The sequence below is a fragment of the Saccharopolyspora rosea genome, from assembly GCF_025643595.1.
GTDB lineage: Bacteria > Actinomycetota > Actinomycetes > Mycobacteriales > Pseudonocardiaceae > Saccharopolyspora > Saccharopolyspora rosea.
This window is the reverse complement of sequence record NZ_CP102826.1, coordinates 3144569-3171446: the sequence shown is the minus strand read 5'-3', so window position 1 is coordinate 3171446 and position 26878 is coordinate 3144569. Positions and strand designations below refer to the sequence as shown.

24 protein-coding genes and 1 pseudogene are annotated in these 26878 nt (G+C 72.1%); 10 read left to right on the top strand and 15 right to left on the bottom strand.

Annotated elements, in window-relative coordinates:
• Positions 1-14: 14 nt before the first annotated feature.
• The 5 genes from NV263_RS14725 to NV263_RS14705 all read right to left on the bottom strand — a co-directional run bounded on the left by NV263_RS14725 (position 15) and on the right by NV263_RS14705 (position 4248).
• Positions 15-569 carry a class I SAM-dependent methyltransferase gene (locus tag NV263_RS14725; RefSeq protein WP_317630436.1) on the bottom strand — a complete coding sequence of 185 codons (555 nt, stop codon included), beginning with the start codon at positions 567-569 and terminating at the stop codon, positions 15-17.
• A gap of 413 nt (positions 570-982) precedes the next feature.
• Positions 983-1117, bottom strand: coding sequence for a hypothetical protein (locus NV263_RS14720; protein ID WP_263253834.1), 135 nt, complete (start codon positions 1115-1117; stop codon positions 983-985).
• A 545-nt stretch (positions 1118-1662) separates the two neighbouring features.
• On the bottom strand, positions 1663-2430 hold the full coding sequence (locus tag NV263_RS14715) for an SAM-dependent methyltransferase (RefSeq protein WP_263253832.1): 768 nt from the start codon (positions 2428-2430) through the stop codon (positions 1663-1665).
• A 407-nt stretch (positions 2431-2837) separates the two neighbouring features.
• Positions 2838-3038 (bottom strand): ferredoxin, encoded by a 201-nt coding sequence (locus tag NV263_RS14710; RefSeq protein WP_263253831.1) that lies wholly within the window; start codon positions 3036-3038, stop codon positions 2838-2840.
• Between the two features lie 13 nt (positions 3039-3051).
• On the bottom strand, positions 3052-4248 hold the full coding sequence (locus NV263_RS14705; protein ID WP_263253829.1) for a cytochrome P450: 1197 nt from the start codon (positions 4246-4248) through the stop codon (positions 3052-3054).
• Between the two features lie 118 nt (positions 4249-4366).
• On the opposite strand from NV263_RS14705, the gene NV263_RS14700 reads away from it, so the two are divergent.
• On the top strand, positions 4367-5032 hold the full coding sequence (locus tag NV263_RS14700; RefSeq protein ID WP_263253828.1) for a TetR/AcrR family transcriptional regulator: 666 nt from the start codon (positions 4367-4369) through the stop codon (positions 5030-5032).
• 5 nt (positions 5033-5037) lie between these two features.
• Complete coding sequence (locus NV263_RS14695; RefSeq protein ID WP_263253827.1) at positions 5038-5499, top strand: DinB family protein; 462 nt, start codon at positions 5038-5040, stop codon at positions 5497-5499.
• 51 nt (positions 5500-5550) lie between these two features.
• Here the strand turns inward: NV263_RS14695 and NV263_RS14690 are convergent, their stop codons facing one another.
• Both NV263_RS14690 and NV263_RS14685 read right to left on the bottom strand, forming a co-directional pair.
• Positions 5551-5892 carry a cupin domain-containing protein gene (locus tag NV263_RS14690; protein ID WP_263253826.1) on the bottom strand — a complete coding sequence of 114 codons (342 nt, stop codon included), beginning with the start codon at positions 5890-5892 and terminating at the stop codon, positions 5551-5553.
• Positions 5893-5947: 55 nt separating this feature from the next.
• Positions 5948-6535: a TetR/AcrR family transcriptional regulator gene (locus NV263_RS14685; protein WP_263253825.1), complete on the bottom strand. Its 588-nt coding sequence runs from the start codon at positions 6533-6535 to the stop codon at positions 5948-5950.
• 131 nt (positions 6536-6666) lie between these two features.
• Here NV263_RS14685 and NV263_RS14680 point away from each other — a divergent pair, with 131 nt between their 5' ends.
• Positions 6667-7563: an SDR family oxidoreductase gene (locus NV263_RS14680; RefSeq protein WP_263253824.1), complete on the top strand. Its 897-nt coding sequence runs from the start codon at positions 6667-6669 to the stop codon at positions 7561-7563.
• Positions 7564-7929: 366 nt separating this feature from the next.
• On the opposite strand, the gene NV263_RS14675 is transcribed toward NV263_RS14680, so the two are convergent.
• Entirely contained in the window at positions 7930-9381 is a 1452-nt protein-coding gene (locus tag NV263_RS14675; protein WP_263253823.1) for an MFS transporter, read from the bottom strand.
• A 428-nt stretch (positions 9382-9809) separates the two neighbouring features.
• Here NV263_RS14675 and NV263_RS14670 point away from each other — a divergent pair, with 428 nt between their 5' ends.
• The 7 genes and pseudogenes from NV263_RS14670 (at position 9810) to NV263_RS14640 (ending at position 17986) form a co-directional block, all read left to right on the top strand.
• Complete coding sequence (locus tag NV263_RS14670; RefSeq protein ID WP_263253821.1) at positions 9810-10283, top strand: hypothetical protein; 474 nt, start codon at positions 9810-9812, stop codon at positions 10281-10283.
• A gap of 197 nt (positions 10284-10480) precedes the next feature.
• Positions 10481-11713, top strand: coding sequence for an acyl-CoA dehydrogenase family protein (locus tag NV263_RS14665; RefSeq protein WP_317630428.1), 1233 nt, complete (start codon positions 10481-10483; stop codon positions 11711-11713).
• A gap of 25 nt (positions 11714-11738) precedes the next feature.
• Positions 11739-12773, top strand: a complete 1035-nt coding sequence (locus NV263_RS14660; RefSeq protein ID WP_263253820.1) for a methyltransferase — start codon at positions 11739-11741, stop codon at positions 12771-12773.
• Between the two features lie 196 nt (positions 12774-12969).
• Positions 12970-15030: pseudogene (locus NV263_RS14655) on the top strand (FAD-dependent monooxygenase); the annotation flags it as partial.
• A 13-nt stretch (positions 15031-15043) separates the two neighbouring features.
• Positions 15044-15874: a pyridoxal phosphate-dependent decarboxylase family protein gene (locus tag NV263_RS14650; RefSeq protein ID WP_263253818.1), complete on the top strand. Its 831-nt coding sequence runs from the start codon at positions 15044-15046 to the stop codon at positions 15872-15874.
• A complete protein-coding gene (locus tag NV263_RS14645; protein WP_263253816.1) occupies positions 15871-17208 on the top strand; it encodes a cytochrome P450 in 1338 nt (445 codons plus the stop codon). Before NV263_RS14650 ends, NV263_RS14645 begins: the two co-directional genes overlap by 4 nt.
• A gap of 37 nt (positions 17209-17245) precedes the next feature.
• Positions 17246-17986: an SDR family NAD(P)-dependent oxidoreductase gene (locus tag NV263_RS14640; RefSeq protein ID WP_263253814.1), complete on the top strand. Its 741-nt coding sequence runs from the start codon at positions 17246-17248 to the stop codon at positions 17984-17986.
• Between the two features lie 110 nt (positions 17987-18096).
• Here NV263_RS14640 and NV263_RS14635 read toward each other — a convergent pair whose 3' ends face one another.
• The 7 genes from NV263_RS14635 to NV263_RS14605 form a co-directional block, all read right to left on the bottom strand.
• Positions 18097-19866, bottom strand: a complete 1770-nt coding sequence (locus tag NV263_RS14635) for an AfsR/SARP family transcriptional regulator (RefSeq protein ID WP_263253812.1) — start codon at positions 19864-19866, stop codon at positions 18097-18099.
• Between the two features lie 451 nt (positions 19867-20317).
• Positions 20318-21724, bottom strand: a complete 1407-nt coding sequence (locus NV263_RS14630) for an amino acid adenylation domain-containing protein (RefSeq protein ID WP_263253810.1) — start codon at positions 21722-21724, stop codon at positions 20318-20320.
• Positions 21721-22845 (bottom strand): acyl-CoA dehydrogenase family protein, encoded by a 1125-nt coding sequence (locus NV263_RS14625; RefSeq protein WP_263253808.1) that lies wholly within the window; start codon positions 22843-22845, stop codon positions 21721-21723. Before NV263_RS14625 ends, NV263_RS14630 begins: the two co-directional genes overlap by 4 nt.
• 15 nt (positions 22846-22860) lie before the next feature.
• Positions 22861-23892 carry a ketoacyl-ACP synthase III family protein gene (locus NV263_RS14620; RefSeq protein ID WP_263253807.1) on the bottom strand — a complete coding sequence of 344 codons (1032 nt, stop codon included), beginning with the start codon at positions 23890-23892 and terminating at the stop codon, positions 22861-22863.
• Entirely contained in the window at positions 23889-25328 is a 1440-nt protein-coding gene (locus tag NV263_RS14615) for an alpha/beta hydrolase (RefSeq protein ID WP_263253806.1), read from the bottom strand. Before NV263_RS14615 ends, NV263_RS14620 begins: the two co-directional genes overlap by 4 nt.
• Entirely contained in the window at positions 25325-25594 is a 270-nt protein-coding gene (locus tag NV263_RS14610) for a phosphopantetheine-binding protein (protein WP_263253805.1), read from the bottom strand. Before NV263_RS14610 ends, NV263_RS14615 begins: the two co-directional genes overlap by 4 nt.
• Entirely contained in the window at positions 25582-26862 is a 1281-nt protein-coding gene (locus NV263_RS14605; protein WP_263253803.1) for a glycosyltransferase, read from the bottom strand. Before NV263_RS14605 ends, NV263_RS14610 begins: the two co-directional genes overlap by 13 nt.
• Between the last annotated feature and the right edge of the window lie 16 nt (positions 26863-26878).

The following is a 26878-nucleotide window of genomic DNA, read 5'->3' as shown; positions in this document are numbered from 1 at the left end:
GCGGACGCCAGGAGTCAGCCGCGCGGACGGCGACAGGCGTAGATCCGGGCGGGCGGCACGTTGCGCCAGACCGTGTGGCTGGTGAGGACCTCGTCGAAGGAGTTGTCGAGCCGGGCGCGGAACCGCCGCGCCCCGGCCATGCCCAGGGCGTGCACGTAGGCGAAGGTGGTGAAGGCGGCGTGCGGGGCCAGCACCGCGCCGACCTGGTCCAGGATGTCCTGCTGCAGCTGGCCGGGGAAGATCGACCACGGCAGGCCGCTGATCACCGCGTCCACCGACGCCACCCCGGCCTCGCGCAGCAGCTCGCCGAGCCGCGCCGCGTCGCCCTGGATGACCTCCAGCCACGGCAGGTTCCGCCGCAGGTGCTCGACCATCCCGCCGTCGAGTTCGACGGCGAGGTGCCGTCCCGACGCGGGCAGCCGCTCGGCGACCGCCGCGCTCAGCGCACCGGTACCGGGTCCCAGCTCGACGACGACCGGGCTGCCCGTCGAGGGCACCACGGCGGCCATCTGCCGGGCGAGGGAAGGAGAACTCGGCGCGATCGCGCCCACCTGTCCGGGGTGGCGGATCGCCCGGCGCAGGAAGGCCCCGTAGTCGGACAGCGCACCCGACCGGTTCGACAGCGCTCTCCCGGCGGCCGGGGACGGCTGCGGACGGATCTGTTCAGGTCGTGTCACGAGTGCCCTTCCTGGTCGGCGAGCCGGACGCGACCCACCCTAGCGGGGAGCGGTTGCGAACCAGGACACAGGAGCACGACGAAGCGCGAGAGCCCGCGGAACTGCGGCATTTACTAGTGCTAACTACCGCCGCGGGGAAAAGGCAGCACCGAACGCGGCGAGCGTTCACAAAAAGTGCTCGGAATTGAGTAACGAAACGTTTCCCGTCGACGATGTCGAATCGACGCGGGTGAAGGGGTGTCAGCCACCCGGCATGGAACGACGGGCTTGTTCCCGCGAGGGGAGCAAGCCCGTTGCGCGCATCCTCAGGCCAGCTGCTCGGTGACCGGCGAAACCGGCTCGACAACCTGGTCAGGGGTGCTCGTCGGGGACCGCCGCACCCACTTGACCGCCACGCCCGCCGCCGCCAGCAGCATGACCGTCTCAGTCGCCAGAGCCACCCACACCGTTGCCACTTGTGCCTCCCTTCTCCATACCTCTCCGTCTTCCGTTCGCGCGCGCACGCATGGCCGAGCAGGGCCAATCGAGCGGAAGAGGTTCGGGGCCGAACACCCACTTACGGAAACAATCGTAGAGCCCCGTTTCTTCCGCGTAAAAGGCACCCCGGAGTGGTGTGCGTCGCACTCTCCCGGGTGCATCCGAAGGGGGGGGGGAAGAAACGGCGTGGCGCCGCGGTTTCCGGCGGTGCGCGACGCGTGGACGTCGCGGTGGTGGGCGCCGGCCCAGGCGAGCCCGTCCACCTCGCAACCGCGGCCCGGCACGTCGCGGCCGCGCTGCACCCGGCCGCCTCAAGAGCACCTTAAACAGCCCTGACCAGGGACCAATGCCCCTGTGCTCCGCTCGGCGCATCGGCCACGGTGTGGATGGCGGCTCAACCGCGCTGCCATGGCGGCGCCATCTCCAGGAGAGGGGGAGGTGGCGCCGTCCCGTGTCGCGAGCACTCGCGCTCGGGTCAGGGTTTGCGGGCCACGCCGCCCGGACCGGTCTAGGGGTGGTCGGCGGGAGGCGCGTTGGAGTCCGGGCGCCACTCGGTGAGGTCGACCAGTCCGGGCGGCACCAGCGGGAGGTCGCCGAACAGCCCGGCGACGTCGGACTTCGACCGCATGTGGAAGCCGCCGATGCGCTCCCCGTAGATGCGGGCCGCTTCCTCGGTGGTGGGCGCGATGTCGTCGTCGCAGGCGTGCGAGAGCGCCACGTAGCTGCCGGAGGCGAGGCGCCGGACGTAGCGGGCGACGAGCCCGGCCGGGTCGTCGGAGTCCGGCAGGAAGTGCAGGACCGCGAAGAACAGCACCGCCACCGGGCGGGAGAGGTCCAGCAGCCGCTCGACGTCGTGGTGGGCCAGCACGTAGCCCGGTTCCCGGAAGTCGGCGCGGATCGCGACGGCCCGGGCGTTGCCGCGCAGGATCGCCTGGCTGTGCGCGACCGCCACCAGGTCCCAGTCCACGTACACCACGCGGCATTCCGGGTTGATCCGCTGCGCGATCTCGTGCACGTTGCCGATCGTCGGGATACCCGACCCCAGGTCGAGGAACTGGGTGACGCCGCTGCGGGCGAGGAAGTCGACCACGCGCCGCAGGAACGAGCGGTTCTCCCGCAGGACCGCGGGCAGCGACGGCATCAGCCGCGCGGACTCCTCGGCGAGTTCGCGGTCGACCCGGAAGTTGTGCGAACCGCCGAGGTGCACGTCGTAGACCCGCGCCGCGCTGGGGCGGCTGACGTCGACACCGTCGGCCCACCACGACTGCCCGGCCATGTGGCACCTCCCGGGGTTCGGTACCACGACACAGGACCGGAGCGGACCCGCGCAAGCCTCCGCACGGCTCAGTGCCTGCCTTTGAACTTGGTCCGGAACCCGCGTGGCAAGCGGCGCCAGTCGCTTTCTCTTTCGGTGAGCGGTCTCGCAACCGGCACCGCCGCGGGTTCTCCGACGAGCACAGCGGCGCGTCAGCGCCTCCGTGGGGGGCGGTGGTCGGGCGACGGGCGGGCGTCTCGCGAGGACAGCCCCGACGCCGTGTATGGGCTGATACATCAGGAGGGGCTCCCGGAGCCGGTGTGGCCGTGGCGCGCAGCGCCTCCTTGGGGGTGGTGGTCGGGCGACGGGCGGGCCGCTGAGGTTCCGCTCCCGGCACCGCCACGCACAACGAGTTCGAAGACAGGCTTTCAGCGGTCGTCCGCCAGCGACAGCGCGCCCGAGGGGCACAGCCGCACCGCGTCCCGGGCGGCCTCGACGTGGTCGTCGTCGATCTCGGAGGTCAGCAGCACGACCGTGCCGTCCTCGTCGTCCTGGTCGAACAGCGACGGATCGGTGAGCACGCACTGCCCGGCGCCCACGCACCGCCGCACATCGGCTTCGACGCGCATGGTCGGTCTCCTCTCACCAGGTCACGGGGAACTCGTAGAGGCCGTAGATGGAGGCGTCGTCCTTGAACGGCAGCTCGCTGACCGGCACCGCCGGCCGCAGCCCGGGGATCCGCCGGAACAGCGTGTCGAAGACGATCTGCAGTTCCAGGCGCGCCAGGTTCTGCCCGAGGCACTGGTGCGGCCCGAACCCGAACGCGACGTGGCCGCGCGCGTTGCGGCCGGTGTCGAGTTCCTCCGGCCGGTCGAAGATCTCCGGGTCGTGGTTGGCGGCCGGACCGGCCGCGATCACGCCCTCCCCCGCCCGGATCAGCACGCCGCCGACCTCGACGTCCTCGGTGGCGGTCCGGGAGGTCGCCGACTCCACGATCGAGAAGTAGCGCAGCAGCTCCTCCACCGCCGCCGGGGTGCGGGAGGAGTCGGCGGTGATCGCGGCGAGCTGCGCGGGGTTGTCCAGCAACGCGAGGGTGCCCAGCGAGATCATGTTCGCGGTGGTCTCGTGCCCCGCGATCAGCAACAGGAAGGACAGGCCGACCAGCCCCTTGCGATCGACCTCGCCGTCGCTGCGCTGCTTGGCGATCTGCCGTCCGAGCAGGTCGTCTGTGACGTCGCGCTCCTTGGCCGCGACGAGCCCGTCCAGGTAGCCGCGCAGGTCCTCGATCGCCTGCCTCCGCTGCTCGGCCGGGGTCGTGCGGCGGATGAGCCTGCTGGTGCGGTCCTGGAAGAACTCGTGGTCGTCGTAGGGGACGCCGAGCAGTTCGCAGATCACCAGCGAGGGCACCGGCAATGACAGGGCGCGGACCAGGTCGACCGGGCGCGGCCCGGCGAGCATGGCCGCGACGTGGTCGTCGACGATCTCCTGGATGCGCGGGGCGAGCGCCTGCATGCGCTTGACCGTGAACTCCCCCACGACGGCCCGCCGCGCGGCGGTGTGCTGGGGCGGGTCCATCCCGATCAGCACCGGACCCAGGTTGTCGGCGAGCGCCTGGCCGGGGGCCGTGCGCGGGAAGCCGGGGTTGCGGCGGTCGGAGCTGAAACGCGGGTCGCCCAGCACCGCGCGCACGTCGGCGTGCCGGGTGATCAGCCAGGCGGAGCCGTCGAACGTCCGCACGCGGGTCACCGGTTGTTCCGCGCGCAACCGGGCGTAGTCCGGTGGCGGGGTGAACGGGCAGGTCCGGCTCAGCGGGAAGGACAGCTCGGCGATCTCGGTCATGGCAGCTCCCTGCAACCGAATCGGACGTTTTTCCTCCGGTTAGGCTAGCCATCCGGAAGGAATCCGTCCACTCCGCTCCTCGTGCGACAATCCGCCCACACCCGAGCCGGAGCGAGGAATGACGTCAACGGACAACACACCGCACCTGCGCGCCGACGCGCGGCGCAACCGGGACCGGATCATCGCCGCCGCGCGCACCGCCTTCGTCGACCGCGGAATCGACGTGCCCATGGAGGAGATCGCCCGCGCCGCCGGAGTCGGCGTCGGCACCCTCTACCGGCGCTTCCCGGACCGGGACTCGCTCATCCTCGCCGTCGGCCGCGACGCCTTCCAGCGGGTGCGCGACGACGCCCACCGCGCCACCGACGACGAACCCGACCCGTGGCGCGCGCTGACCGGATTCCTGCACACCGCCGCCGACCTGCGCACCGTCGTGCGGCTGTCGATGCTGTCCCCCCGCGCGCGCAGCATCCTGTCCAGCGACCCCGACGTCGAGGCGCTCCGCAACGAGCTGCTGGCGGTGCTCGACCGGCTGGTCCGCGCGGCGCAGGACAACGGCTCGCTGCGCGCCGACGTCAGCGCCGGCGACCTGGCGATGGTCATGTCCCTGGTGGCGCAGGGCGTCAACGGGATGCCCGAGGAGATGCGGCGCGATGCCGCGGCCCGCTACATGACGTTGATGCTCGACGGTCTGCAGGCGAGCCCGGGCACTCCCCTGCCCGGCAGGGCCGTGACGATCGAGGACCTGAGCCGGGTACGGCACGCCGCCTCGCACGCAGAATGATCGGCGTGGATCGAACCGAATTCCTCCGCTACGCCGACCGCGCCCTCGACCGCCTCGCCGGGATCGTCACCGACCTCGGCGACGAGACCGCCAACCTGCGACCCGACCTGCCGGGCGCCAACTCGCCGTACCAGATCCTCATCCACTGCCTCGGGGTCGTGGAGTGGTGGATCGGCCACGTCGTCGCGGACCGCGCCGTCGCGCGGGACCGCGCCGCCGAGTTCACCGCGACCGGGCCGGTCGGCGAGGTCGGCGCCCGCGTCGAGGAGGCCAAGCGCACGCTGCGCTCGGACCTGGCGGCACTCGACCCGGAGCGGGAAGTGCACCCCGAACACCGCTCCTGGATCCCCGCCGACGTCCGCATGACGCACGACACCGTGCTGCTGCACGTGCTGGAGGAGCTGTACCAGCACCTCGGCCAGTTGGAGATCACCCGCGACGTGCTGCGCACCGGCCGGACGGCCTGACGTCCGGACCGCCTCCGCAGAGCTTCGGGCGGCCCGCCGATTTCGGGAGCCTCACTCGTCGGCTGCGCGGTCCTTGACCACCGTCAGCAGCACGACCGAGTCCTCCAGTGCGCTGAGGCTGTGGCGGGCGTCCGGGACGATCAACAAGTCGCCGGTCCGGCAGTCCCACGAGGTCGCACCGCCGGTCAACCGAACGCGACCGCAGACCACCTGCAACGTGGCCTGGCCGGGGTTCGGGTGCTCGCCGAGTTCGCTGCCCGCGGTCAGCGCGATCACCGTCTGCCGCAGGGACCGGTGGTGCCCGCCGTGGACGGTTTTCGCGGCGTGCCCGCCGTGTTGGCGAGCTCGTTCCAGCTGCACACGTGCCAACGCCGTGAGCGCGATCTTCTCCATGGCTGGGAGTACGCGGCCCACCGCGGAACATCCGCCCAGCGACGGGCTGTCCGCGTCATCCCGGGATCTTCGGCGCCGCCGTCGCCGCCAGGGTCAGCAGTTCGCGCAGCACCTGCGCCGCGATGTCGTCCAGAGACCGGTGTTCGTCCTCGCGGATCCACTGGGCGAACGCGATCCTGAACACGGTGATGCCCGATTCCGCGGCCAGGGTGGCGGCGAGCTCGTCGACGCCTCGCGCGCGGAGCGCGTCGGCGACCGCTGCGGCGATGCTGGCGAGCTTGTGCCGCTCGCGTTCTCGCAGCGCGGGGTTCTGGTCGATCACGGAATGCCGGGCGCGGGAACGGGACCGGTGCTCGTCCGGGAAGAACGACGCCGCGGACCGCAGCGCGGCGGCGACGACCTCGATCGGGGACGCCTCCGGCGGTGCGGCGTCCACACCGGACAGGAACGCCTCGACGAGCACCTGCTGGCCGTGGAAGAGGACCTCGCGCTTATCGCTGAAGTGCCGGAAGAAGGTGCGCTCGGTCAGGCCGACGGACTGCGCGATCTCCGTGGCGGTCGTCTGCTCGAACCCGCGGGTGGCGAACAGTTCGAGCGCGGCCTGTTGCAGCCGCTCCGCGGCCCCTGGTTCCCAACGCGCCATGCGATCGAGTCTAGGGATGACAGCGACTGACACGATGAGTAAGGTGATGTCTGCGACTGACGTCAGTCGCAGACATCACCGCTTCGATCAATCGCTCCGCCCGTGGGCGGGGCGCCGAAGGAGATCACCTCATGCGCGTTTTCGTCACGGGAGCCTCCGGGTGGATCGGCTCCGCCGTGGTCGACGAGCTGCTCACCGCCGGCCACGAGGTCACCGGCCTGGCCAGGTCCGACGCGTCCGCCGCGGCCATCGAGGCGAAGGGGGCCCGCGTCCGCCGCGGCGACCTCGACGACCTCGACGGCATCCGCCTCGGCGCCCAGGAAGCCGAGGCCGTCATCCACCTCGCGAACAAGCACGACTGGTCCAACCCGGCCGCCACGAACGCGGCCGAACGAGCCGCCGTGCACACCATCGGTGAGGCGCTCGCGGGGACCGACCGTCCGTTCCTGCTCGCCTCGGGCGTCGCCGGGCTCGCCCAGGGCCGGCCCGCCACCGAGGACGACGCGTCCCCGTTCCACGGCCCGGACTCGCCGCGGGGCGGGAGCGAGAACCTCGCGCTCGAATTCGCCGACCGCGGCGTGCGCGCCGCGAGCCTGCGCTTCGCGCCGAGCGTGCACGGCACCGGCGACCACGGGTTCATCGCGGTCCTCGCCGCGATCGCCCGGCAGAAGGGCGTTTCCGGCTACCCCGGCGACGGCACGCACCGGTGGGCCGCCGTGCACCGGCTCGACGCCGCCCGCCTGGTCACCCTCGGCCTGCACAAGGCACCGGCGGGTGCGCGGCTGCACGCCATCGACGAAGAGGGCGTGCCGACCCGGGAGATCGCGCAGGCGATCGGCCGTGCGTTCGGCCTCCCCGTCACCTCGATCGCCCCGGAGGACGTCCAGGACCACTTCGGGTGGATCGGCACCTTCTTCGGCGCGGACCTCTCCGCGACCAGCACCGCCACGCGCGAACTCCTGGGCTGGACCCCCACCGGGCCCACCCTCCTCGAAGACCTCGACGCGGGCGCGTACTCGGTGAGGTGACCAGCCGTCAACGGCCGACCGGGGCGGACGGTCCGGATCGGCCGACAGCCGGCTAGGGAGTGTCTTATAAGCGGCGTCAGCCGCTTTCTCTTTCGGTGAGCGGTCTCGCAACCCGCACCGCCGCGGGTTCTCCGACGAGCACAGCGGCGCGTCAGCGCCTCCGTGGGGGGCGGTGGTCGGGCGACGGGCGGGCGTCTCGCGAGGACAGCCCCGACGCCGTGTATGGGCTGATACATCAGGAGGGGCTCCCGGAGCCGGTGTGGCCGTGGCGCGCAGCGCCTCCTTGGGGGTGGTGGTCGAGCGACGGGCGGGCCGCTGAGGTTCCGCCACCGGCACCGCCACGCAAAGCACTTCCGAAACACTCCCCTAGTCGCGGGCCACCCGGTCCGCCTCGTCCGCGGGCCGCCGCGATCGGGCCTGCCCGGTGCGGCGGCTCAGCACGAGTGCGACGAGGACGCTCGCGGCGAGCCCGGCCGCGGTCACGTACAGGGCCTGCGGGATGTTCTCGCCGAACTTCGCGACGCGGGCCGCTCCCGTCAGGCCGTGGACCCCGCTGTTGGCGATGGCGATCGTGATCGCGAGCCCGAGCGCGATCCCGCTCTGCAGCCCGGTGGACGCGATGCCCGACGCGACGCCCTGTTCCCGCGGTTCGACGTCGGTGGAGGCGAGCACCCACATGGCCGTCCAGACGATGCCCTGGCCCAGTCCCCAGCCGACCAGCCCGGGGACCAGCTGCGGGTATGCGCCGCCGGCCGAGGCCATGCCCCAGGCCAGGGCGGCGGTCCCGGCGAGTCCGATGAGGTTTCCCGCGACGAGGGTCGTCCGGGTGCCGAGGCGGCCGATCAGGCGCTCGCTCAACTGGGTTCCGACGACGATGAACACGGCGGGCAGCACGTACGCCAGGCCGGTCCGGAACGCCCCGTACCCGTGGACCTGTTGCAGGTACACGGTGAAGAAGTACGGCACGGACCCGTCGGCCATCCCGAACAGCAAGGTGATCAGCAGCGCGACGCCCAGCGTTCGGGTCCTGACCAACCGCAAGGGCATCAGGGGGTCGGCGCTGCGCGACTCGGCGAAGACGAAACCGACGAGCAGTGCGACCGCGGCCACCGCGCACAGCACGACCGGCGGCGACGTCCACCCCGAATCCGGCCCCTGCACCAACGCGAAGATCACGGCGGTCACGCCGATCGTGGCCAGCAGCGCGCCCCGCAGGTCGAAGGTCCGCGCACTCCGGACCACGTCGTCGCGAGGCAGCAGCGGCAGGGCCGCGGCAATCCCGATGGCGGCCATGAGCACGTTGGCGTAGAAGACCATCGGCCACCCGAACGTTCCGGTGAGCACCCCGCCCACGAGCGAGCCGAGGGACAGGCCGACCGAACCCGCCCCGCCCCAGACGGCGAGCGCCCGATTTCGCGCTGGCCCTTCCGGGAACATGGTGTTGACCAGCGCGAGCGTCGTCGGGAACAGCAGTGCCCCGCCGAGTCCCTGGATCGCCCGAGCGGCGACCAGCACACCCGCGCTCGGCGCCAGCGCACCCGCCAGCGATGCCCCCGCGAACAGCGACAGCGCGAGCAGGAACATGCGCCGTCGACCGAGCCGGTCCGCGCATCGACCGCCGAGCAGCAGGAACCCGCCGAACGTGACCGCGTAGGCGCTGACCACCCACTGCAGTGTCAGGGACGAGAAGGCCAGCTGCCGCCCGATGTCCGGCAGAGCGATGTAGACGATGTTGACGTCGAGAGCGACGATCAGTTCCGCCCATGCGAGCAACGCCAGGCACAGGCGTCGGCGGGCGGGTGTGACAGCGAGCTGCACGGGCGGCATCTGCTCCTCTCCACAACGGACACGCGCTGGTGCGTCACGCGTCGACGCAGCACGCGGTGGGATTTCCGTCGAACGAGCGCTCGGGGTGATCCTGACCGACCGTGGGCAGCGTATCACGCTCCGCGACCACCGTTCATTTTGTTCCTGAGCAGCCCTTCCCTTTCCTGCCAAGGAATCCGGGGCGACGCGCACCCGGGCCGCCGCGGCGCCGACCGTTCTCCCGGACCGCTCTCATCCCGCTCTCAACAGCACCGCAGCGAGTAGGCGCCGGGCTCCGGTACTCCTACTGTTGGCGGCACGCGCGCGGAAACCGAACTCCCACGAATTCACGCGAGACGCGCGTCGACCCCGCCCGCGGTTCCCCGCTCAGCCGACAGGAATCCCGCGACGCACCGGGCGACGCCGCGGGAAGGATTGTGATGGTCCTCGCCTACCACCTGCTCACCGCGATCGCCGTGATGTCCACCGGTGCCGTGTTCGGCATCGATTTCTTCTGCGCCGCCGTGTTGCGGTCCGCATTGGTGCACCTGGACGACGGCACGCTCACCCGGATCATGGGTCACATCCACTACTACGGGGACCGGCGACTGATGTGGCCCGCGTTGGTGGGCGTGGCCAGCACGGTCGCGACCGCGGTGGTCTCGATACCGGTGAACGGACCGGCCGGTGTGCTCGCCGACGTCGTCGCCGCCCTCCTGGTGGCGGCGTGGCTGGTCGTGTTCGTCCGCGTGGCCGCGCCGGTGAACCGCGCGCTCACCGCCGCGGCGCGCGGCGGTGCGCCCGTCGCCGACTCCCGCGCGCTCCAGCAGCGCTGGAACAACGTGATCGATCTGCGCGCCGCCTTGCTGGGGTGCGTTCTTCTCGGGCTCCACCTCGGTGTGGTCGTCGGGTGAGCTACCCGGACGATTCCCCGACCGCCGGTCGCGGGTGGAGAGCGGACTGAGAGCGCCCTGACAGCGGATCGCCCTAGCGTTTGGCGCCAACAGGACACGACATTCGCGTCGACGTCCGCCGATTTTCCCGACGCGCGAGCGATCTCGCGCGTTGTCCGGGCCGATCACGTTGTGCTTTCTGGAGAATGGGGAGGCCAGTGTCGACCGATACGAACCCACCGCAGGCAGCGACCGGGCAGCAGCGGGCATTCCCGTCCCGGCCGGGCACGCCGGACGAGTGGATCGCGCGGGCCGCGGAGGTGGCCGAGGAACTCGCCACCGACGCCGCCGAGCGCGACCGGGCGAACCGGGTTCCGCACGCGGAGCTCGCACTGCTCAAGGACTCCGGTCTGGTCACCATGCTCGGCCCGGTCGAGCAGGGCGGCGGCGGCCAGGAATGGCCCACCGCCCACCGAGTCATCCGAGAGGTCTCGGCCGGCGACGGCTCCCTCGGCCAGCTCCTCGGCTACCACTACGTGTGGTTCTGGACGCCCCGGATGTACGGCACCCGGGAGCAGGCCGACCGCTTCGAACGGGAGGCCACGCGCGGCGGGTGGTTCCTGGCCGGTGCGCTGAACCCGCGCGACTCCGAGGTGTCGGTCCGCGACGACGGCGACGAACTCGTGTTCGTCGGGAAGAAGACGTTCGCCACCGGAGTCGCCGTCTCCGACCGCTGCTTCCTGGAGGGCGTGCGCGAGGGCGACGGCGCGCACGTACTGGCCGTGCTGCCCACCGACCAACCTGGTCTTGTCCCGCACGACGACTGGGACAACATGGGGCAACGGCTGACCGCCAGCGGCGGCGTCACGATCAACGAGGCGCGGGCCCGCCGGGACGACGCCCTCGGCCACGTCGACGGCGTGTTCCGGCCCCACGTGCGCAACACGATGGACGTGCCGACGAACCAGCTCGCCTTCGCCAACCTCTACCTCGGCATCGCGAAGGGCGCGCTGGCCAGGGCTGCCGAGTACACGCGTTCCCGGAAGCGGGCGTGGGGCGGCTACGCCCGCACCGTGGACGAGCCGCACGTGCTCGATCTCTACGGCGACCTGACCGCGAAGCCGTGGGCGGTGGAGGCGCTGGCCGACCAGGTCGCCGAGGAGGGCCTGCCCCTGTACCGCGATCTCGACGCGCTGACCGAGCGCACCCGCGGCGAGTACGCCGTGCGCGTCGCCGCGGTCAAGGCGCGGGCCACGGACGTGTCCTTGGAGGTCACCAACCGCATCTTCGAGGCGACGGGGGCGCGTTCGACCGCCACCTCGTTCGGTTTCGACCTCTTCTGGCGCAACGTGCGGACCCACACGCTGCACGACCCGGTCGCCTACAAGCGGCGCGAACTCGGGGCATTCGTGCTCCGCGACGAAGTACCGCAGCCGAGCCCGTACTCCTGATCCCTTCGCACCGAATGGACTTCCGATGGGCGATTCCCGTTCACTGACCAGGCAGGACCTCACCCGAACACTGTTCGGCGCGGCTGCGTTCCAGCTCCTCAACGCGGGCTGTCGGCTCGGGCTCTTCCGGCTGCTGCACGACGAGCCCGGACTGACCAGCGAGGCGATCGGCAGCGCGCTGCGACTCCGCCGGCGCCCCACCGACGTGCTGCTGCTCGGCACGACCGCGCTCGGCCTGACCTCCCTCGCCGGGGGCGGGTACCGCAACGCCGAGCTGCTGGACGAGATGTTCCGGGACGGGTCGTGGGAGGTCCTCTCCGACATCGTCGCGTTCGAGGCGGACATCGTCTACGAGCCGCAGGCCGACTTCCTGGCGTCGCTGCGCGAGGACACCAACGTCGGGCTCCGGCGGTTCGCGGGCGACGAGGACGATCTGTACCGGCGGCTGTCCAACACCCCGGCGCTGGAACAGCTGTTCTTCAGGTGCATGCGGTCGTGGTCGAAGCTGTCCAACCCGATCCTGGTGAGCAAGACCGACCTCACCGGGGTCCAGCGGGTGCTGGACGTGGGCGGCGGCGACGGCATCAACTCGATCGCGCTGGCCGAGGCGAACCCCCGGGTGCGGTTCACGGTGCTGGACCTGCCGGGCGCGACGGCCATCGCCCGCGAACGGATCAGCGCCGCGGGGATGGACGACCGGATCACCGTCGCCGAGTTCGACATGTTCGCCGAGCCGTTCCCGACCGGGTACGACTGCGTGCTGTTCGCCAACCAGCTGGTGATCTGGTCCCCGGAGCAGAACCTGGCACTGCTGCGCAAGGCCCATGACGCCCTCGCCCCGGGCGGACGCGTGCTGGTGTTCAACGCGATGTCCGATGAGGACGGTCCGCTCTACGCGGCCCTGGACAACGTGTACTTCACGACGCTGCCCGCCTCCGCCAGCACCCTGTACCGCTGGGACCAGTACGAGAGCTGGCTCACCGAAGCCGGTTTCTCGGGCCTGGAACGCCTTCCCGGCGGTAGTTGGACACCGCACGGTGTGATCAGCGGCACGAAGTGATCCGTCGGCGCCCCGCGCTGCGCCGTGGCCCGGGCCGAACCCTGCCGCACCGGGAAGGCGGCAGCCGGGCGAGCAGTCGCCGGGCGCGGCGGAGCAGTGCTGGGCGACCGGCTCAGCACTCGTCCGATGCGTTCCGGCGCGCGACGTCCTGTCGAGACGCGCCGACGCGCCCACGGGAAGGGAAGGCGTGGCAGCAATGCATGCAGCGGTCCGTCCGCGGAAAGCGATCGTGGTGGGCGCCGGTCCGATCGGTTGCCTGGTCGCCGTCGAGCTGCGCAAGCGGCGCTTCGACGTCGAGGTCTACGAAAGGGGCGAATTCCCGCGCCTCGGCGTCCGCAGAGGACATTCCTTCAACCTGACCCTCACCAGCCGGGGGCTGGGCACGCTCGACGACGAACTGGTGGAGCTCTGCTACGGCACCGGGATCCCGCTTCCGCAGCGGGTGATCCACCACGCCGACGGCGAGATCTCCTTCCAGCCCTACGGCACCGACGGCGACCACCACCTGCTCTCGATCCCCCGGCACGCACTCCACCAGGTGCTGCTGGACCGCGCGGTCGAGGCCGGAGCGCGGTTCTTCTTCGGACGCGAATGCCTGACCGTTGACCCCTTCCGGGGCTCCGTTGCGGTCGCCGGAGGCGACGGCGACGTCCGGACGTCCACGGCCGACATCGTGATCGGCTGCGACGGCGCGAACAGCACCGTCCGCCACCAGCTCGCCGCCCGGTCCCGGGCACGCATGGAGGTCGAACAGCGCTACATCCCGCACGGCTACGTCGAACTGGCGCTGCCGCCCGCACCGGACGGCGAGCACGCGTTGCGGCGAGCCCTGCGCACGGCGGACTCCCCACCGAGCGACCAGCACGGCTTGCACGTCTGGCCGCGCGGCGACTTCGTGCTCATCGCACAGCCGAACCAGGACCGCAGCTACACCGCGACCCTGTTCATGCCCCTGGACCGGCCGGACGGGGACCGGTCTCCGAGCTTCGCCGCGTTGTCCACTGCGGACGCGATGTCGGATCTGCTCACCGAGCACTTCCCCGACGTGGTGAACCTGCTCCCCCGGATCACCGACGACCAGCTCGCACGGCCGTCCGCGTTGAAGACCGTGCACTGCTTCCCCTACCACTGCGGGCGCGCGGTGCTGGTCGGCGATGCCGCGCACACCATGCCGCCGTTCTACGGTCAGGGCATCAACTGCAGCTTCGAGGACGTCCACGCGCTGCTCGGCATCATCGACGCACACGCCCCGGACTTCTCCGACGACGCCGAGGTGGCGCGGATGCTCGCGGCCTTCTCCGAAGCACGCCGGGGCCCGGGGAAGACGATCCTCGACCTGTCGGTGCGGAACCTGCACGAACTCGCGGCGCACACCGACGACCCGTCGTTCCACGCGCGCAAGGACCTCGAACGTCGGTTGCACCTGAGCCACCCGGACAAGTTCGTACCGCTCTACCAGATGGTCGCCTTCACCGACATCCCGTACGACGAGGCGGCGCGACGCGACGAAGCCCAGCAGCGGCTGCTCGACGAACTCTGCGCGGCACACGACGTCGAAGCCGAAGCCGACGTGATCGCCGCCGCCTACGCCGACCGGTGGGAAGCCGAACGCGGCGCAACGCCGGTTCGGGCGACCGAACGCGCAGCGGCACCGGCATCGCGCGGCCTGGCGCTGAACCCGCGAGCGCGCAAGGACATGGTGCACGCGGTCGTGGACCGGGTGCTGCGGTACCAGGACGACCTGGCTTCCGGGAAGTACCCCGCGTCGTACCCGGCGGAACCCGGCCGCGCCGGGCCCGCACCGGACGGCGAGGCACCCCCGGGACGCGGGGAACTGCCCGAGAACGGAACCGAGCTGGAGTTCCTCCTCTCCGAGATCTTCGACGCCGCCTCCACCAGCGGCATGGTGCACTCCCACCCCGGATTCCTGTCGCACATCCCGTCCGGCGGCCTCCTGCAGTCCTCGCTGGGCGACTTCATCGGGCGCGTGCTCAACAGATTCGTGGCGGTCTGGGCAGCGACGCCGGGGTTCGCCCACATCGAGAGCACCGTGATCCGGTGGTTCTGCACGATGCTGGGTTACGGCGAGGGCTCGTTCGGCTACCTGACCACGGGCGGGTCGCTGGCGAACCTCATGGCGCTGCACTGCGCGCTCGACCACAGCGCGGGCGAGCGGCGGTCCGAGGCCACGGTGTACGTGTCCGCGGCGGGGCACTTCTCGGTGGAGAAGGCGGCTCGCATCGTCGGCGTGCCGCGACGCCGCGTGCGCGGTGCGGACCCGGCCGGACGACACCATCGACGTCGACGACCTGCGCCGCCGCATCGAGGACGATCGGCGAGCCGGACTCGTACCCGGGTGCGCGGTGGCCACCGCTGGAACGACGAACTCCGGGGCGATCGACGACCTGCCCTCGATCGTCCGGCTGTGCCGCGAGCAGGGCGTCTGGGCGCACGTGGACGGCTGCTTCGGCGGGTTCTTCCGGATCACCCGCAGGGGACGGGAGATGCTCGCGGGCATCGAAGAGGCCGACTCCGTCTCGGTGGACGCGCACAAGTCGTTGTTCCTGCCGCACGGCACGTCGGCGCTGCTGGTCCGCGACCAGGCGACGCTGCGCCGGGCGTTCGAGGTCCCGGGCGCCGAGTACATCCCCGAACTCGGTCAGGACGACGCCAGGGTGGACCTGTGCGACTACGGTCCGGAACTCACCCGTGAGATCCGCGGGCTGGGCGCCTGGCTGCCCATCAAGCTCCACGGGATCCGCGCGTTCGAAGCCGAGCTGGACGCGGTGCTCGACCTCGCCGACGAACTCGCCGAGCGGCTGCGCGCGATCGGAGATGTGCAGGTGATGCCCAGGGACACCCCGCACCTGCCGGTGGTCAACTTCAGGCTCGACGGCGCGGACGTCTGGACCGAACGGCTCTGCGAGCTGGTGTGCTCGCGAGGGCACGTCCACGTCTCCACCAGCCGTCTCCCCGACGCCGGAACGGTCGTGCGCGCCTGCGTTCTGCAGCCGCAGACCGACAGGGCGGTCATCGACCGCTTCCTGGCCGATGTGACGTGGTCGATCGACAGGATCAACGAGGAGCGTGGTCGGACATGAACCCCACCCGCGTCGAAACGCTGCCTCCCGGACCGGGCGACCCGGCCGAGGAGCAGTCCCGGCGCTTCGCCGAGGACCCGTTCGGATACGTCGAGGAGCTGCACGAGCGGTACGGCGACGCCTTCACGCTGCAGCTGGGCAAACTCGGCAACGAGAAGTTCGTCGACATCCCGAACAACGGCGCCTGGGTCTTCCTGACCACGCCCGAACAGATCCGCACGATGTACGGCGCCGAGGACGGCGCGGTGAGCGGTGCGTTGGCGAACAGCATCTTCTTCGGCACCGTGGACGGTTCCGTCTCGTACATCGACGGCGTGGCGCACCGCCGTCGGCGTTCCCTGGTCCAGCCGTCGTTCAGCGGCAGGCGCGACTACGTCGACACGATCCGGAGCGCCGTGGAGCGCAACCTGGCGCTGTGGCCGGTGGGACGTCCGTTCTCGCTCCTGCGCGCGTTGCAGGAGATCACCGCGGAGAGCATCGTGGACGTCGTCTGCGGCAACCTCGACGTCGCGGACCGCAGGCAGTTGGCGGCCCTGCTGCCGGCGCTGGAGAACGCGGCGAGTTCCGAGCAGCAGGTGCGCTCGGCCGAGTCGTCGATCCGCGAGTTCGTCGAGCAGCGGCTCGACGGCTACCCGATGCGTTGCGACGGCGGTGGTGACGTGCTCGAAGGGTTGCTCCGCAGCGCCGCGGCGGGATCCTCCGACATCCACCGGGAGGTGGTGGCGGACGAGGTCTTCGGGTTGCTGTTCACCGGCTTCTCCACGACCGCCAACACGTTGGCGTGGGTCTTCCTGCACATCCTCGACGACGCGGACGTGCGGGCGGCGGTCGTCGAGGAACTCGGCCCGGAGTTCCGGTCGCGTCCGATGACGCCGGAGACGTTCGCCGGTCTGCGCTGCCTGGACGCGGTGGTCTCCGAGGCGTTGCGGCTGCACCCGGTGTCGGCGATCAACGGCGTGCGCATGGTGACCGGACCGCTGGTCGTCGCCGACCACCTGCTGCCCGCCGGGACCATCCTGGTGCACTGCGCTCATCTCCTGCAACGCCGCCCGGAGCTCTTCGAGCGGCCCGACGTCTTCGACCCGCTGCGCTTCCTCGGCTCATCGGCCGATCCCTACGCGTGGGCGCCGTTCGGCGGAGGCGACCGGATGTGCGTCGGACGTGGCTACGCCAGGGAGGAGATGAAGATCATCCTCGCCCTGGTGCTGTCCGCAGTGGACCTGGAGTCCACGGCCGGGATCCCGCCCGCCCGCCAACAGGGGATTTTCATGGCCCCCGCCGATGGTGCGACCTGCACCGTCACCGGTATCGCGCACCACGGGCGGCGCCGCTGACCCGGCAGTCGCCCACTTCGAAGTGCTGGAGGGAATCATGTCCGAACTGGATGGCAAGGTCGCGCTGGTCACCGGCGGCAGCCGCGGTATCGGTGCCGCGACCGTCGCCCGGCTGGCCGCCGACGGTGCCGACGTCGCCTTCACCTACGTGCTGGCCGAGGAACGCGCGCGGTCGGTGGTCCGCGGGGTCGAGTCCGCCGGGCGCCGAGCTCTCGCGATCCGCGCCGACAGCGGAGACGTCGACGCGGTGCGAGCCGCGGTGCAGCGAACGGTGTCCGAACTCGGTCGGCTCGACATCCTGGTCAACAACGCCGGTCTCTTCTCGTTCCGCCACGTCGAGGACGTGTCGTTGGAGGAGCTGGAGCGGACGATCGGGGTGCACGTCAAGGCACCGTTCATCGCGGCCCAGGCCGCCGCCGGCCACCTGCCGCACGGCGGGCGGATCGTCACCATCGGCAGCATCTTCGCCGAGCGCACTCCCGAACCGGGGCTCAGCGTCTACGCGATGACCAAGAGCGCACTGGTCGGGTTGACCAAGGGCCTGGCGCGGGACCTGGGCGAGCGCGGTATCTCGGTCACGCTGGTGCAACCGGGTTCCACCGACACCGACATGAACCCCGCGGACGGCGACGTCGCCGAGGGTGAGAAGGCGCTCACCGCGCTCAAACGCTACGGGACGCCCGAGGAGGTGGCGGCGACGGTGGCGTTCCTGGTCAGCGATGGTGGCGCCAACATCACCGGCACGACGATCAATGTGGACGGTGGAGCAGCGGCGTAGGGAGCGCTTCGGCTGCGCGGCGGTGCCGGTTGCGGGACCGCTCACCGGAAGGGGAAGCTGCTCGCGCCGCTCGGGGAACAGGCGCCGGAACCCGGCGGGGACGGGATCGCCTACTCGCACCTCGTCCCGCCGACCGGGTACTGCGCGGAGCGTTCGAGCGCTCGGGTGCGGGCGGCGGCGGACATCTCCTCGCGCGCCGCCTCACGCACCCAGGCGCCGACGATGGTGTCCATCCGGTAGCGCAGGTCACCGGTCTCGTCCACCCCGACGACCTCCACCAGGTGGCGATCCGCCAGGTAGTCCAGCCAGCGCTGCGCCTCGGGAACCGGGATGTCGCAGACGAACGCCGCGAAATCCGCCGTGGCGTCCTCGGCGGCGCACAGCCCCTGGGCGAACCACACGTCCCGCGCCACCGGAGGCAGTCGGTGCGCGTACCGCCCGAGGCGCGTCCGCACGTCCAGCTCGCCGTGGGCGAACTCGTCGAGCAGGCTGCGGGAGATCTCGATCCGCCGCGCCGCGTCGGCCAGAGCGACGTGCGGACGGGCGACCAGTCGCGCACCGACCGCCCTGATGGCCAGCGGCAGCAGTCCCGCGGCCACGACGATCCGCCGCGCCGCTCCCGGATCGGTGCGCACCCGCTGCCGACCGGTGATGCGGGACAGCAGTTCGAGCGCCTGTTCTTCGCTCAGCGGGTCGACCGTCACCGGGTTCGTCCCCGGCAGGTCGGCGAGGGCGCGACCGCTGGTCACGAGCAGGCCCGTGTCCGGCCCGGTGGGTGACAGCGTCCGCGCCTGCGCCGAGTCGGCGACGTCGTCGAGCACCACGAGCACCCGGCGATCGGCGACGATCGTCCGGAACAGCGCCAGGCACTCCTGTTCGGACCGGGGAATGCGGGAGTCGGGCTCGCCGAGCGCTCGGAGGAAACCCCGCAGCACGGCGTGCGTCTCGCCGGCGCGGGGTGCTCCGGCGCCGAGGTCGGCGTAGAGCTGGCCGTCCGGGTACCGGTCGCGGATCCGGTGCGCGACGTGGATGGCCAAGGCGCTCTTGCCGGCACCGCACCTGCCCAGCAGACCGCAGACGCGCGGCGCTCCCCGGCCGTCCTCCGCTGTCATCCACCGTTGGATTGTGGAGGTGTACTCGGGGCGTTCGACGAAATCGGGGAGGTCGGCGGGGAGTTGGGCGGGCACCGGTCGGGCCGAGGTGACCGCTGCCGGCCCGACCCGCGCCTTGAGGATCGCGCCGTGCAGTTCCTGGAGGCGTTGACCGGGTTCGATGCCGAGTTGCCAGATCATGATGTCGCGCCCCTCGCGGAACACGCCCAGCGCGTCGGCCTGGCGACCGCAGCGGTAGGGGGCGAGCATGAGCTGGCCGCGCAGCACCTCGCGCAACGGGTGTTCGTTGACCAGTGCGGTCAGTTCGTCGACGACTTCGGAGTGCCGACCGGAGGCGAGTTCGGATTCGAGGCACTCCTCGTGGACGACGAGTCGGCGTTCCTCCCATTTCGCGGCGACGGCGCGCACGAGCGGACTGCCGATCTCTGCGAGCACCGGTCCGCGGAACAGATCCAACGCCTCGCGGAAACGGCGTGCCGCGGCGTCGTGCTCGCCGCTGCCGGCCATGCTTTTCGCCTCTCGCACGCGCTCGTCGAACTCCTCGGTGTCGACAGTCGATTCGCCGAGCCGCAGCGAGTAACCGGATGCGGTGGTCTCGATCAGGCGCCGCCCCGGAAAAACGGCGTCGAAGGATTTGCGCAGCCGCCACACGCACGTCTGGACCTGCTCCACCGCGGTTTTCGGCGGATCGTCACTCCACACGGCGTTCACCAGCTGACGGGTGGACACCGTCCTGTTCGGGTTCACGACGAGCATCGCCAGAATCACGCGCTGACGATTGTTCCCGATTTTCACGGATTTTCCGTCGCCGACGACTTCCAGCGGACCCAGTATTCCAAAGGACACGCTTCGCACGCTCTTCCCCCAGCTGTTCACGCTGCCCCAGTTGGTCGGCAACGCTATCAGCGCAGCTCATCAATACCGATAGGCCGGCTGAGTGAGAACCAGATCACACGAACGAACGCGGCTTCGGCGTGAAAACGCGTGCAAATCGCCAGAATGGCGGGCCTTCCGGCGCAGTGGAGTGGAGCACCGAGCGATCGGGCCGCTCCTCGGCAGTCCGCAGTGGACCGTTGCGGAACCCCCCGCCCGGCCGAGCAATCCCGCCGGTCGCGGTCCGAACTCGCCCGCCGTCCCACCGGTCGACCGGGTAGCCCTGCGCGCGCCGTCGAACCGGCTCTGCGGCCGACGACGGTTTCGCGTTGCGGCAGAACCGCTTTCAGCGAGGCAGTGCGGCGCGATCGAGTTTGCCGTTGGCGTTGCGGGGGAGTTCGTCCACCACCCGGAGGGTGTCGACGACCAGGTAGGGCGGCAGGAGTTCGGCGCAGTGGCGTTTGAGCGCCAGCAGGCCCGGCCGGACGCCGGGAGCGGGGACGACGACGGCGTGCAGCCGGGAGTCCAGGCCCGAACCGGACACCACGACCGCCGATTCGGCGACCGCCGGATGCCGGTTGAGCGCCGCCTCGACCTCGCCGGGTTCCACCCGGTGTCCGCGGACCTTGACCATCGCGTCGCGCCTGCCCGCGTATTCGAGCAGCCCCGAGGTCGTGGTGCGGCCGAGGTCCCCGGTGCGGTACGGCCCCTGGTGCGGCGGTCGGCCCCAGTAGCCGAGCATCACCGTCGGCCCGTCGACGACGATCTCGCCGTCGGCGTCCGGGTACACCCGGTTCCCGGCGGCGGGAGTCCCGATCGGCAGCGGTGTCCGCCGGTCCAGGTCGGCGTCGGTGACCTCGTAGCACGTGCACACGTTCGTCTCGGTGGGGCCGTACCAGTTGAACAGCCGCGCACTCGGCCACGCGGCGCGCAGCGCGCGGACCCCGTCGATCGGGAACGGTTCCCCGGCGAAGGCGCACACCCGCAGCGCGGGCGGTGGCTCCCGGTCGAGCAGTCCGCCCTGGCGCACCATGAGCTGCAGGGCCGACGGCACCGAGTACCACACCGAGATCGCGCGTTCGTGCAGGAACGCCACCAGGTCCGCCGGGGAGTGGGCCAGCGCCGACGGCACCAGGTCCACCGCGGCCCCGGCGTGGAACGCGCCGTAGAGGTCGAACACCGACAGGTCGAAGTTCAGCGGTGCGTGGTTGGCCAGGCGATCACCGGATGACAGCGCGGTTTCCGCGGCGGCCCACTCGACGAACGCCAGCGCGTTGCGGTGGCTGATCGTGACGCCCTTGGGGGTGCCGGTCGAGCCCGAGGTGTAGAGCAGGTAGGCGGGATCGTCGGCCGCGCTGTCGCGGACGGGCACGCGGGCGCCGGCCGGTGCGGCGGCCGCCAGCTGTTCAAGGCCGGTGGCGCCCGGCTCCGGGTGATCGCTGACGACCAGCGCGGCGGTGCAGTCGGCGGCGATGCGCCGGACCCGCGCCGACGGGTTCGCCGGAGCCACCGGGACGTAGACCGCGCCGATCCGCAGGGCGGCCTGGGTGAGCGCCACCGCCTCGACGCTCTTGTCCACCCACAGCACCACCCGGTCGCCCGCCGCGACGCCGGAGCGCAGCAGCGCCGCGGCGAGGCGGTCGGCGAGCGCGTCGAGTTCCCGGTAGCTGGCGGTCACGTCCCCGTGGTGCACGGCGGGCGCGTCGGGCATCCGGCGCGCCGAGCGCGCCACGAGTTCGTGCAGACCGCTCACAGGCCCAGCTCCCAGGCCACCAGCTCGCGCTGGACGTCCGAGGTGCCGGAGAAGATCGTCGCGCCGACCGCGTCGCGCAGCGCCGCCTCCACGCCGTGGTCGCGCAGGTAACCGCGGCCACCGAAGATCCGCACGGCGTCGAGCGCGGTGGCCAGCGCGGCCTCGGAGGTGGCGAGCTTGGCCAGCGCGGTGAACAGCACGTCCGGCTCGCCCCGGTCCATCGCCCAGCAGGCGCGGTGCAGCAGCAGGCGCGCGCCGTCCGCGCGCAGCCGCATCTCCGCGATCCGGTGCGAGACGGCCTGGAACTGCCCGATGCGGCGGCCGAACTGCTCGCGGGCGCGCGCGTGCGCCACGCACCGCTCGATCAGCCGCTCCTGCAAGCCCAGGTACGTCGCGAACAGGCAGGCGCGTTCCCAACCCATCGAGTGCTGGAACACCGCCATGCCCTGGCCGGGAGCGCCGAGCACGTCCTGCGCCGGGACGAAGCAGTCGCGGAAGGTGACGGTCGCGGCGGCGCAGCCGTCGAGACCGAGCTTGGCCATCGGCGGCCCGACCAGCACGCCGGGGTGGTCGGTGGGGACGGCGAATCCGGTCACGCCCAGGTGCCCGGCCGCGGGATCGGTGCGCGCGTAGGTGACCACCACGTCGGCCACCGGGGCGTTGCTGACGAAGGACTTCTCGCCGTCCAGGACGTAACCGCCGGGCGCCGGGACGGCGGTCGTCGCCAGCCGGGCGACGTCGGAACCCGCGTCCGGCTCGGTGATCGCGTTGGCGCCCACGTGCTCACCGGAGCACAGCCCGGGCAGCCAGCGCTCGCGCAGCGCGGCGCCGCCGAACTCGGCGATCGGCATCGCGCACGCGAACAGGTGCGCGGCGGCGGCGAAGACCAGGCCGGTGTCCGCGCAGCCGCGACCGACCGCCTCGTAGAGCAGCGCGGTGTCCACCGCGCCGAGTCCCGCTCCCCCGTGCTCGGGCGGCACGCAGGCGCCGAGGACGCCGAGTTCGCCGAGCCGCCGCCAGCCGTCGGCGTCGAAACCGCCGCCCGCGTCGAACCCGTCGCGCACGGCCGCGAGCGCGTCCTGGTAGCGCTGCGACTGCGCGTCGGTCCAGCCGAAATCCATGCGTCTCCTCCGCGTTCAGCGCCGCCACGGCGGGGTGTCGACGATCTCCAGTACCGCGGCGGCCAGCGACAGCCCGGGGCCCATGCCGTAGAGCAGGACGTGCTCCCCCGCGACGAGGTCGTCCCGGCCGGCCAGGTCCTCCAGCGACAGCAGCTGGTCGCTGGCGCCGACGTGCCCGATGCGCCGGCCGAAGTCCCAGTTGGACCTCTCCAGCGGTACGTCCAGTGTGGACAGGAGGGCGTCCTCGACCGAGGCCCGCGAACCGTGGTTGCACACCACCCGCGCGAGGTCGGCGGCGCCGATGTCCGCCTCGTCCAGCACCCGGTCCAGCAGTTCGGTCCTGGCTTTGACCAGGGCCAGGCCCAGGCCGGGAGCGGCGGTGCGGGCGAAGGCGCGGAATCGCGCGGCGTAGTCGAGCGCCCTGCCGCGCAGCACACCGGCCGGGTGCAGCGGTTCGCCGCCGCGGTGCAGTTCCTCTAGTTCCACGACGGTGGTGGACGAGATCGACGCGAGTCGGGCGAACCCGGCTCCCCGGCGCAGGACCGCGGCCGAGGCGCCGTCGGCGAGGACCTGCTCCGGGTGCAGGCACTGCCACCGGTCCAGCAGCGGCGAGGTGAAGTTGTCCGCGGCGACGACCAACGCGGCGGGGTGCCGCGCGTCGGCCTGCAGGTGCACCGCGGCCAGTTCCAGGGCGCCGAACAGCCCGTTGCAGCCCTGGCGGATTCCCGCGGCGAACGCGTGCCCGCAGCCCAGTTGCCGTTGCAGGTGCGAGTGGGGCAGCCAACCGTCCGGGCCGGCGTGGTAGACGTCGGCGTACAGCAGCGCGCCGAGTTCGCCGGGCTCGGTGCCGGACCGCCGCAGGGCTTGACGCGCCGCGCTCAGCGCCATCTCGGGTGCCGGGGTGTCCCCGGCGACCGCGGCACCGAGCGCCCCGGTGCGTTCGGCCTGCTCGGCGGTCCAGTGCCCGGCGGCGACCGCTTCGGCGGCGGGGACCACGGCCGGGAGGTGCGCGCCCAGCCCGGCGACGAAGACCTCCCGCGGCCTCATCGGTCCTCCCCGGTGGCGGGGCAGTCGGATCCGGTCGGCGGCACCAGCCGGTCGATCAGGTACCGGTCGACGGCGCCGGTCGTGCAGGCGTTGCGGCCGTAGGCGTGGTGGCCCCATCCCCGGTAGGTGACCAGCCGTCCCCGCTCCCCCAGCTGCCCGGCGACGTGCCGGGCCCAGGACAGCGGCGTCTGCGGGTCGTGCACCGCGTTCAGCAGCAGCACGGGCAGGTCGGTGCGCACCCGGAGCGGGTGCTGCGGGTTGCGCACCGGGGCGGGCCAGCCCTGGCACATCGACACCAGCAGCCAGGGCAGCGCCGCCCCGCGCACGTGGGGTGCGACGACGCGGTTGCGCTGGTCGTAACGGGCGAGTTCGGCCGCTCCGGTGACCGGGAACGACCAGTCCTGGCAGGCCACCGCCAGCGGGTCGGGCAGCAGCTCGCTCGCGGCCCGCGCGCTCGGGGGTGCGGCCAGCGCGTCGGCGATGTCGCGGGCGAACTCCGCCCAGTGCGGGCCGGAGAACGCCGCCGCAGCGCTCTGCGACAGCTCCCACCAGCTCAGCGGGGCGCCGTCCGGGCCGGGCAGTTCTCCGGCGTCGGCCCGCCGCACCAGCTCGTCCCACGCCGCCGCCACGTCGCGCCCGTGCAGCGCGCAGGTGCTCGACCGGTCGCACCACGCGACGAACTCGCGGAAGCCGTCCTCCACTCCCGCCGACTGCGTGCGGAGGAACTCGCCCGTGTCGAGGCTGTGGTCCATCACGCCGTCCAGCGCCATGGCCCGCACGCGGTGCGGGAACAGTTCGGCGTAGCGCTCGCCGACGAGGGTGCCGTAGGACAGGCCGTAGTAGCTGATCCGCTCGGCCCCCAGCGCGGCGCGGATCGCGTCGATGTCGCGCGCGACGCTCGTCGCGTCGAGGTGGCCGGACACCGGACCGGTGTGCTGCGCGCAGTCCCGGCCGAGCCGGGCGTTGTGGGCGCGCAGGTCGCGGAATTCCCGTTCGGTCGCCGGGATCGGGAAGGGTTGCCGGTCGACCAGGTCTGCCGAGCAGCGCACCGGGGCGCTGCGCGCGACGCCGCGCGGGTCGAAGCCCACCAGGTCGAAGCGGCCCAGCAGGTCCGGGCTGAACCACTGCTCGGCGTGCAGCACGGCGTCCACACCGGACGCTCCCGGGCCGCCCGGGTGCATCACCAGCGGCCCCGGGTGCGGTGCCGACCCGTTCGCCGGTCGCATGGCCAGGGCGAGGGTGAACCCGGCACCGCCGGGGTTCGCCCAGTCGACCGGCAACCGGATCGACGCGCACCGCACCGCCGCGTCGTCCGGTCGCTCCGGGCACGGGCCCCACCGCAGCGCGCGCTGCGCGGCCCCGGCGGGCACCGCGCCGGACAGCGAGACCAGCAGGCAGACCACCGCTGCCGCGACCCGGCCGAACGCGGCGCTCACGAGCGCACGCTCAGCGAGGTGACCAGGTCCGCGATGCGCTCGATGTCGCGGAAGTTGTCCCCGACCATGCTCGACGAAGGCACCCGCACGCCGAACTCGGTGCGCAGATAGCCGACCAGCCGCGCGGTCTCCAACGACTTGAGCACGCCCCACTCCAGCAGCGGTGTGCGGGTCGTCAGGTCGCCGCCGGGGTCGCCGTCCAGCAGCTCCCGGCGGACGTAGTCGGTGAGCTTGGTCAGCACCTCGCCCCTGTCTACTGAGGACATCCGGTTCTCCCCACGATGCGTTCCAACACGGCGACCGCGGCGTCCGCGCCGCCTTCGGACCGGACGCGCTCGCGCATCCGGGCGGCGCTGCGCCGCACCGACTCGTCGGTGAGCGCCCGTTCCAGCGCCGCGGCCAGCGACTCGGCGGTGAGGTCGCGCAACCTGATCGGTTCGGGGCACACGCCCAGGCGGTGCAGACGTTCGGCCCACCACATCTGCTCGCTCATGAACGGGCAGGTCACCTGGGGCGTCCCGGCGGCGAGCGCGAGGTTGAACGTGCCCGCGCCGCACGGGTGCACCACGGCGCGCACCCGCGCGAACAGCCAGTCGAACGGGACCTGGTCGACGACCAGGACGTCCGGACCCGGGTCGGGGATCTCGATGCCGCCCCACCCGGTGACCACCACCGCCCGCACGCCGACCCGGCGCACCGCCCGCAGCACCCGCTGCCCCACTCCGGCGGGATCGTTGCCCGCCTGGCTGGAGAAGCCCACGCAGATCGGGGGTTCCCCGACCGCCAGGAAGCGTTCCAGCTCCTCGTCCGGCCGCCAGTCCGGTCGGCGCGGCAGGTTCCAGAAGCCGGTGGTGTGCACCCAGGACGGCCAGTCGGGGGCGGGTGGCAGCACGTGCCGGCTGAAGCAGTGCAGCAGGGAGTCGGCGCGGCGCCGGCGCCGGCGCGGGGGCAGTCGCAGCGTTCCGGCCCGCCACCGGTCCAGTTCGGCGCGCAGCCGCGGGTCCGGGCGCGCCCGGCGGTAGCGGAGGTGGCTGAGCCGGTTGGCGAGGCGGGAACGCGGCCACCGCGGCGAGCGCATCGGGCTCGGGTAGTACCCCGACGGCGCGTAGTCGGGGTAGAGCGTCGCCCACACGTCGGGGACCCGCAGCTTCTCGGCGACCTGACCGATGGCCTGGGCCGAGATCTGCGAGTGCACCACCACGTCGGCGCCGTCGGAGGCCGCCCGCCACAGGTCGTCGAGCTGTGCGCCGTAGAGCCGGAAGGTCTCCTCCCGGAGGAACCGCCGGGTGCGTTCGACCTGGTCGCCGCCCTGGTCGTCGTGCGCCAGCATCTCCCGGACGTCGGGGCGGTTCATCAGGTCGAGCGCCTCGTCGTTCCAGGGCGCCAGCTCGATCCCGTGTTCGGCGGCGAGCGGGGCGAACCGGGCGGGCGCGACGAGCACGGTGTCGTGCCCGGCGCGGGCCAGGGCGCGCCCCAACGCCAGGTACGGCTGCACGTCTCCCCTGGTGCCCCACGCGTAGACCAGCGCTCTCATCGTCCTCCTCGTCCGC

What these genes read in the sequence shown, in the direction of transcription:
- NV263_RS14715 (WP_263253832.1), bottom strand. Translation starts at nt 2,430, where the DNA reads ATGGCCGGGCAGTCGTGGTGGGCCGACGGTGTCGACGTCAGCCGCCCC.
- NV263_RS14710 (WP_263253831.1), bottom strand. Translation starts at nt 3,038, where the DNA reads ATGCGCGTCGAAGCCGATGTGCGGCGGTGCGTGGGCGCCGGGCAGTGC.
- NV263_RS14705 (WP_263253829.1), bottom strand. Translation starts at nt 4,248, where the DNA reads ATGACCGAGATCGCCGAGCTGTCCTTCCCGCTGAGCCGGACCTGCCCG.
- NV263_RS14700 (WP_263253828.1), top strand. Translation starts at nt 4,367, where the DNA reads ATGACGTCAACGGACAACACACCGCACCTGCGCGCCGACGCGCGGCGC.
- NV263_RS14690 (WP_263253826.1), bottom strand. Translation starts at nt 5,892, where the DNA reads ATGGAGAAGATCGCGCTCACGGCGTTGGCACGTGTGCAGCTGGAACGA.
- NV263_RS14685 (WP_263253825.1), bottom strand. Translation starts at nt 6,535, where the DNA reads ATGGCGCGTTGGGAACCAGGGGCCGCGGAGCGGCTGCAACAGGCCGCG.
- NV263_RS14680 (WP_263253824.1), top strand. Translation starts at nt 6,667, where the DNA reads ATGCGCGTTTTCGTCACGGGAGCCTCCGGGTGGATCGGCTCCGCCGTG.
- NV263_RS14670 (WP_263253821.1), top strand. Translation starts at nt 9,810, where the DNA reads ATGGTCCTCGCCTACCACCTGCTCACCGCGATCGCCGTGATGTCCACC.
- NV263_RS14660 (WP_263253820.1), top strand. Translation starts at nt 11,739, where the DNA reads ATGGGCGATTCCCGTTCACTGACCAGGCAGGACCTCACCCGAACACTG.
- NV263_RS14645 (WP_263253816.1), top strand. Translation starts at nt 15,871, where the DNA reads ATGAACCCCACCCGCGTCGAAACGCTGCCTCCCGGACCGGGCGACCCG.
- NV263_RS14640 (WP_263253814.1), top strand. Translation starts at nt 17,246, where the DNA reads ATGTCCGAACTGGATGGCAAGGTCGCGCTGGTCACCGGCGGCAGCCGC.
- NV263_RS14625 (WP_263253808.1), bottom strand. Translation starts at nt 22,845, where the DNA reads ATGGATTTCGGCTGGACCGACGCGCAGTCGCAGCGCTACCAGGACGCG.
- NV263_RS14620 (WP_263253807.1), bottom strand. Translation starts at nt 23,892, where the DNA reads ATGAGGCCGCGGGAGGTCTTCGTCGCCGGGCTGGGCGCGCACCTCCCG.
- NV263_RS14610 (WP_263253805.1), bottom strand. Translation starts at nt 25,594, where the DNA reads ATGTCCTCAGTAGACAGGGGCGAGGTGCTGACCAAGCTCACCGACTAC.
- NV263_RS14605 (WP_263253803.1), bottom strand. Translation starts at nt 26,862, where the DNA reads ATGAGAGCGCTGGTCTACGCGTGGGGCACCAGGGGAGACGTGCAGCCG.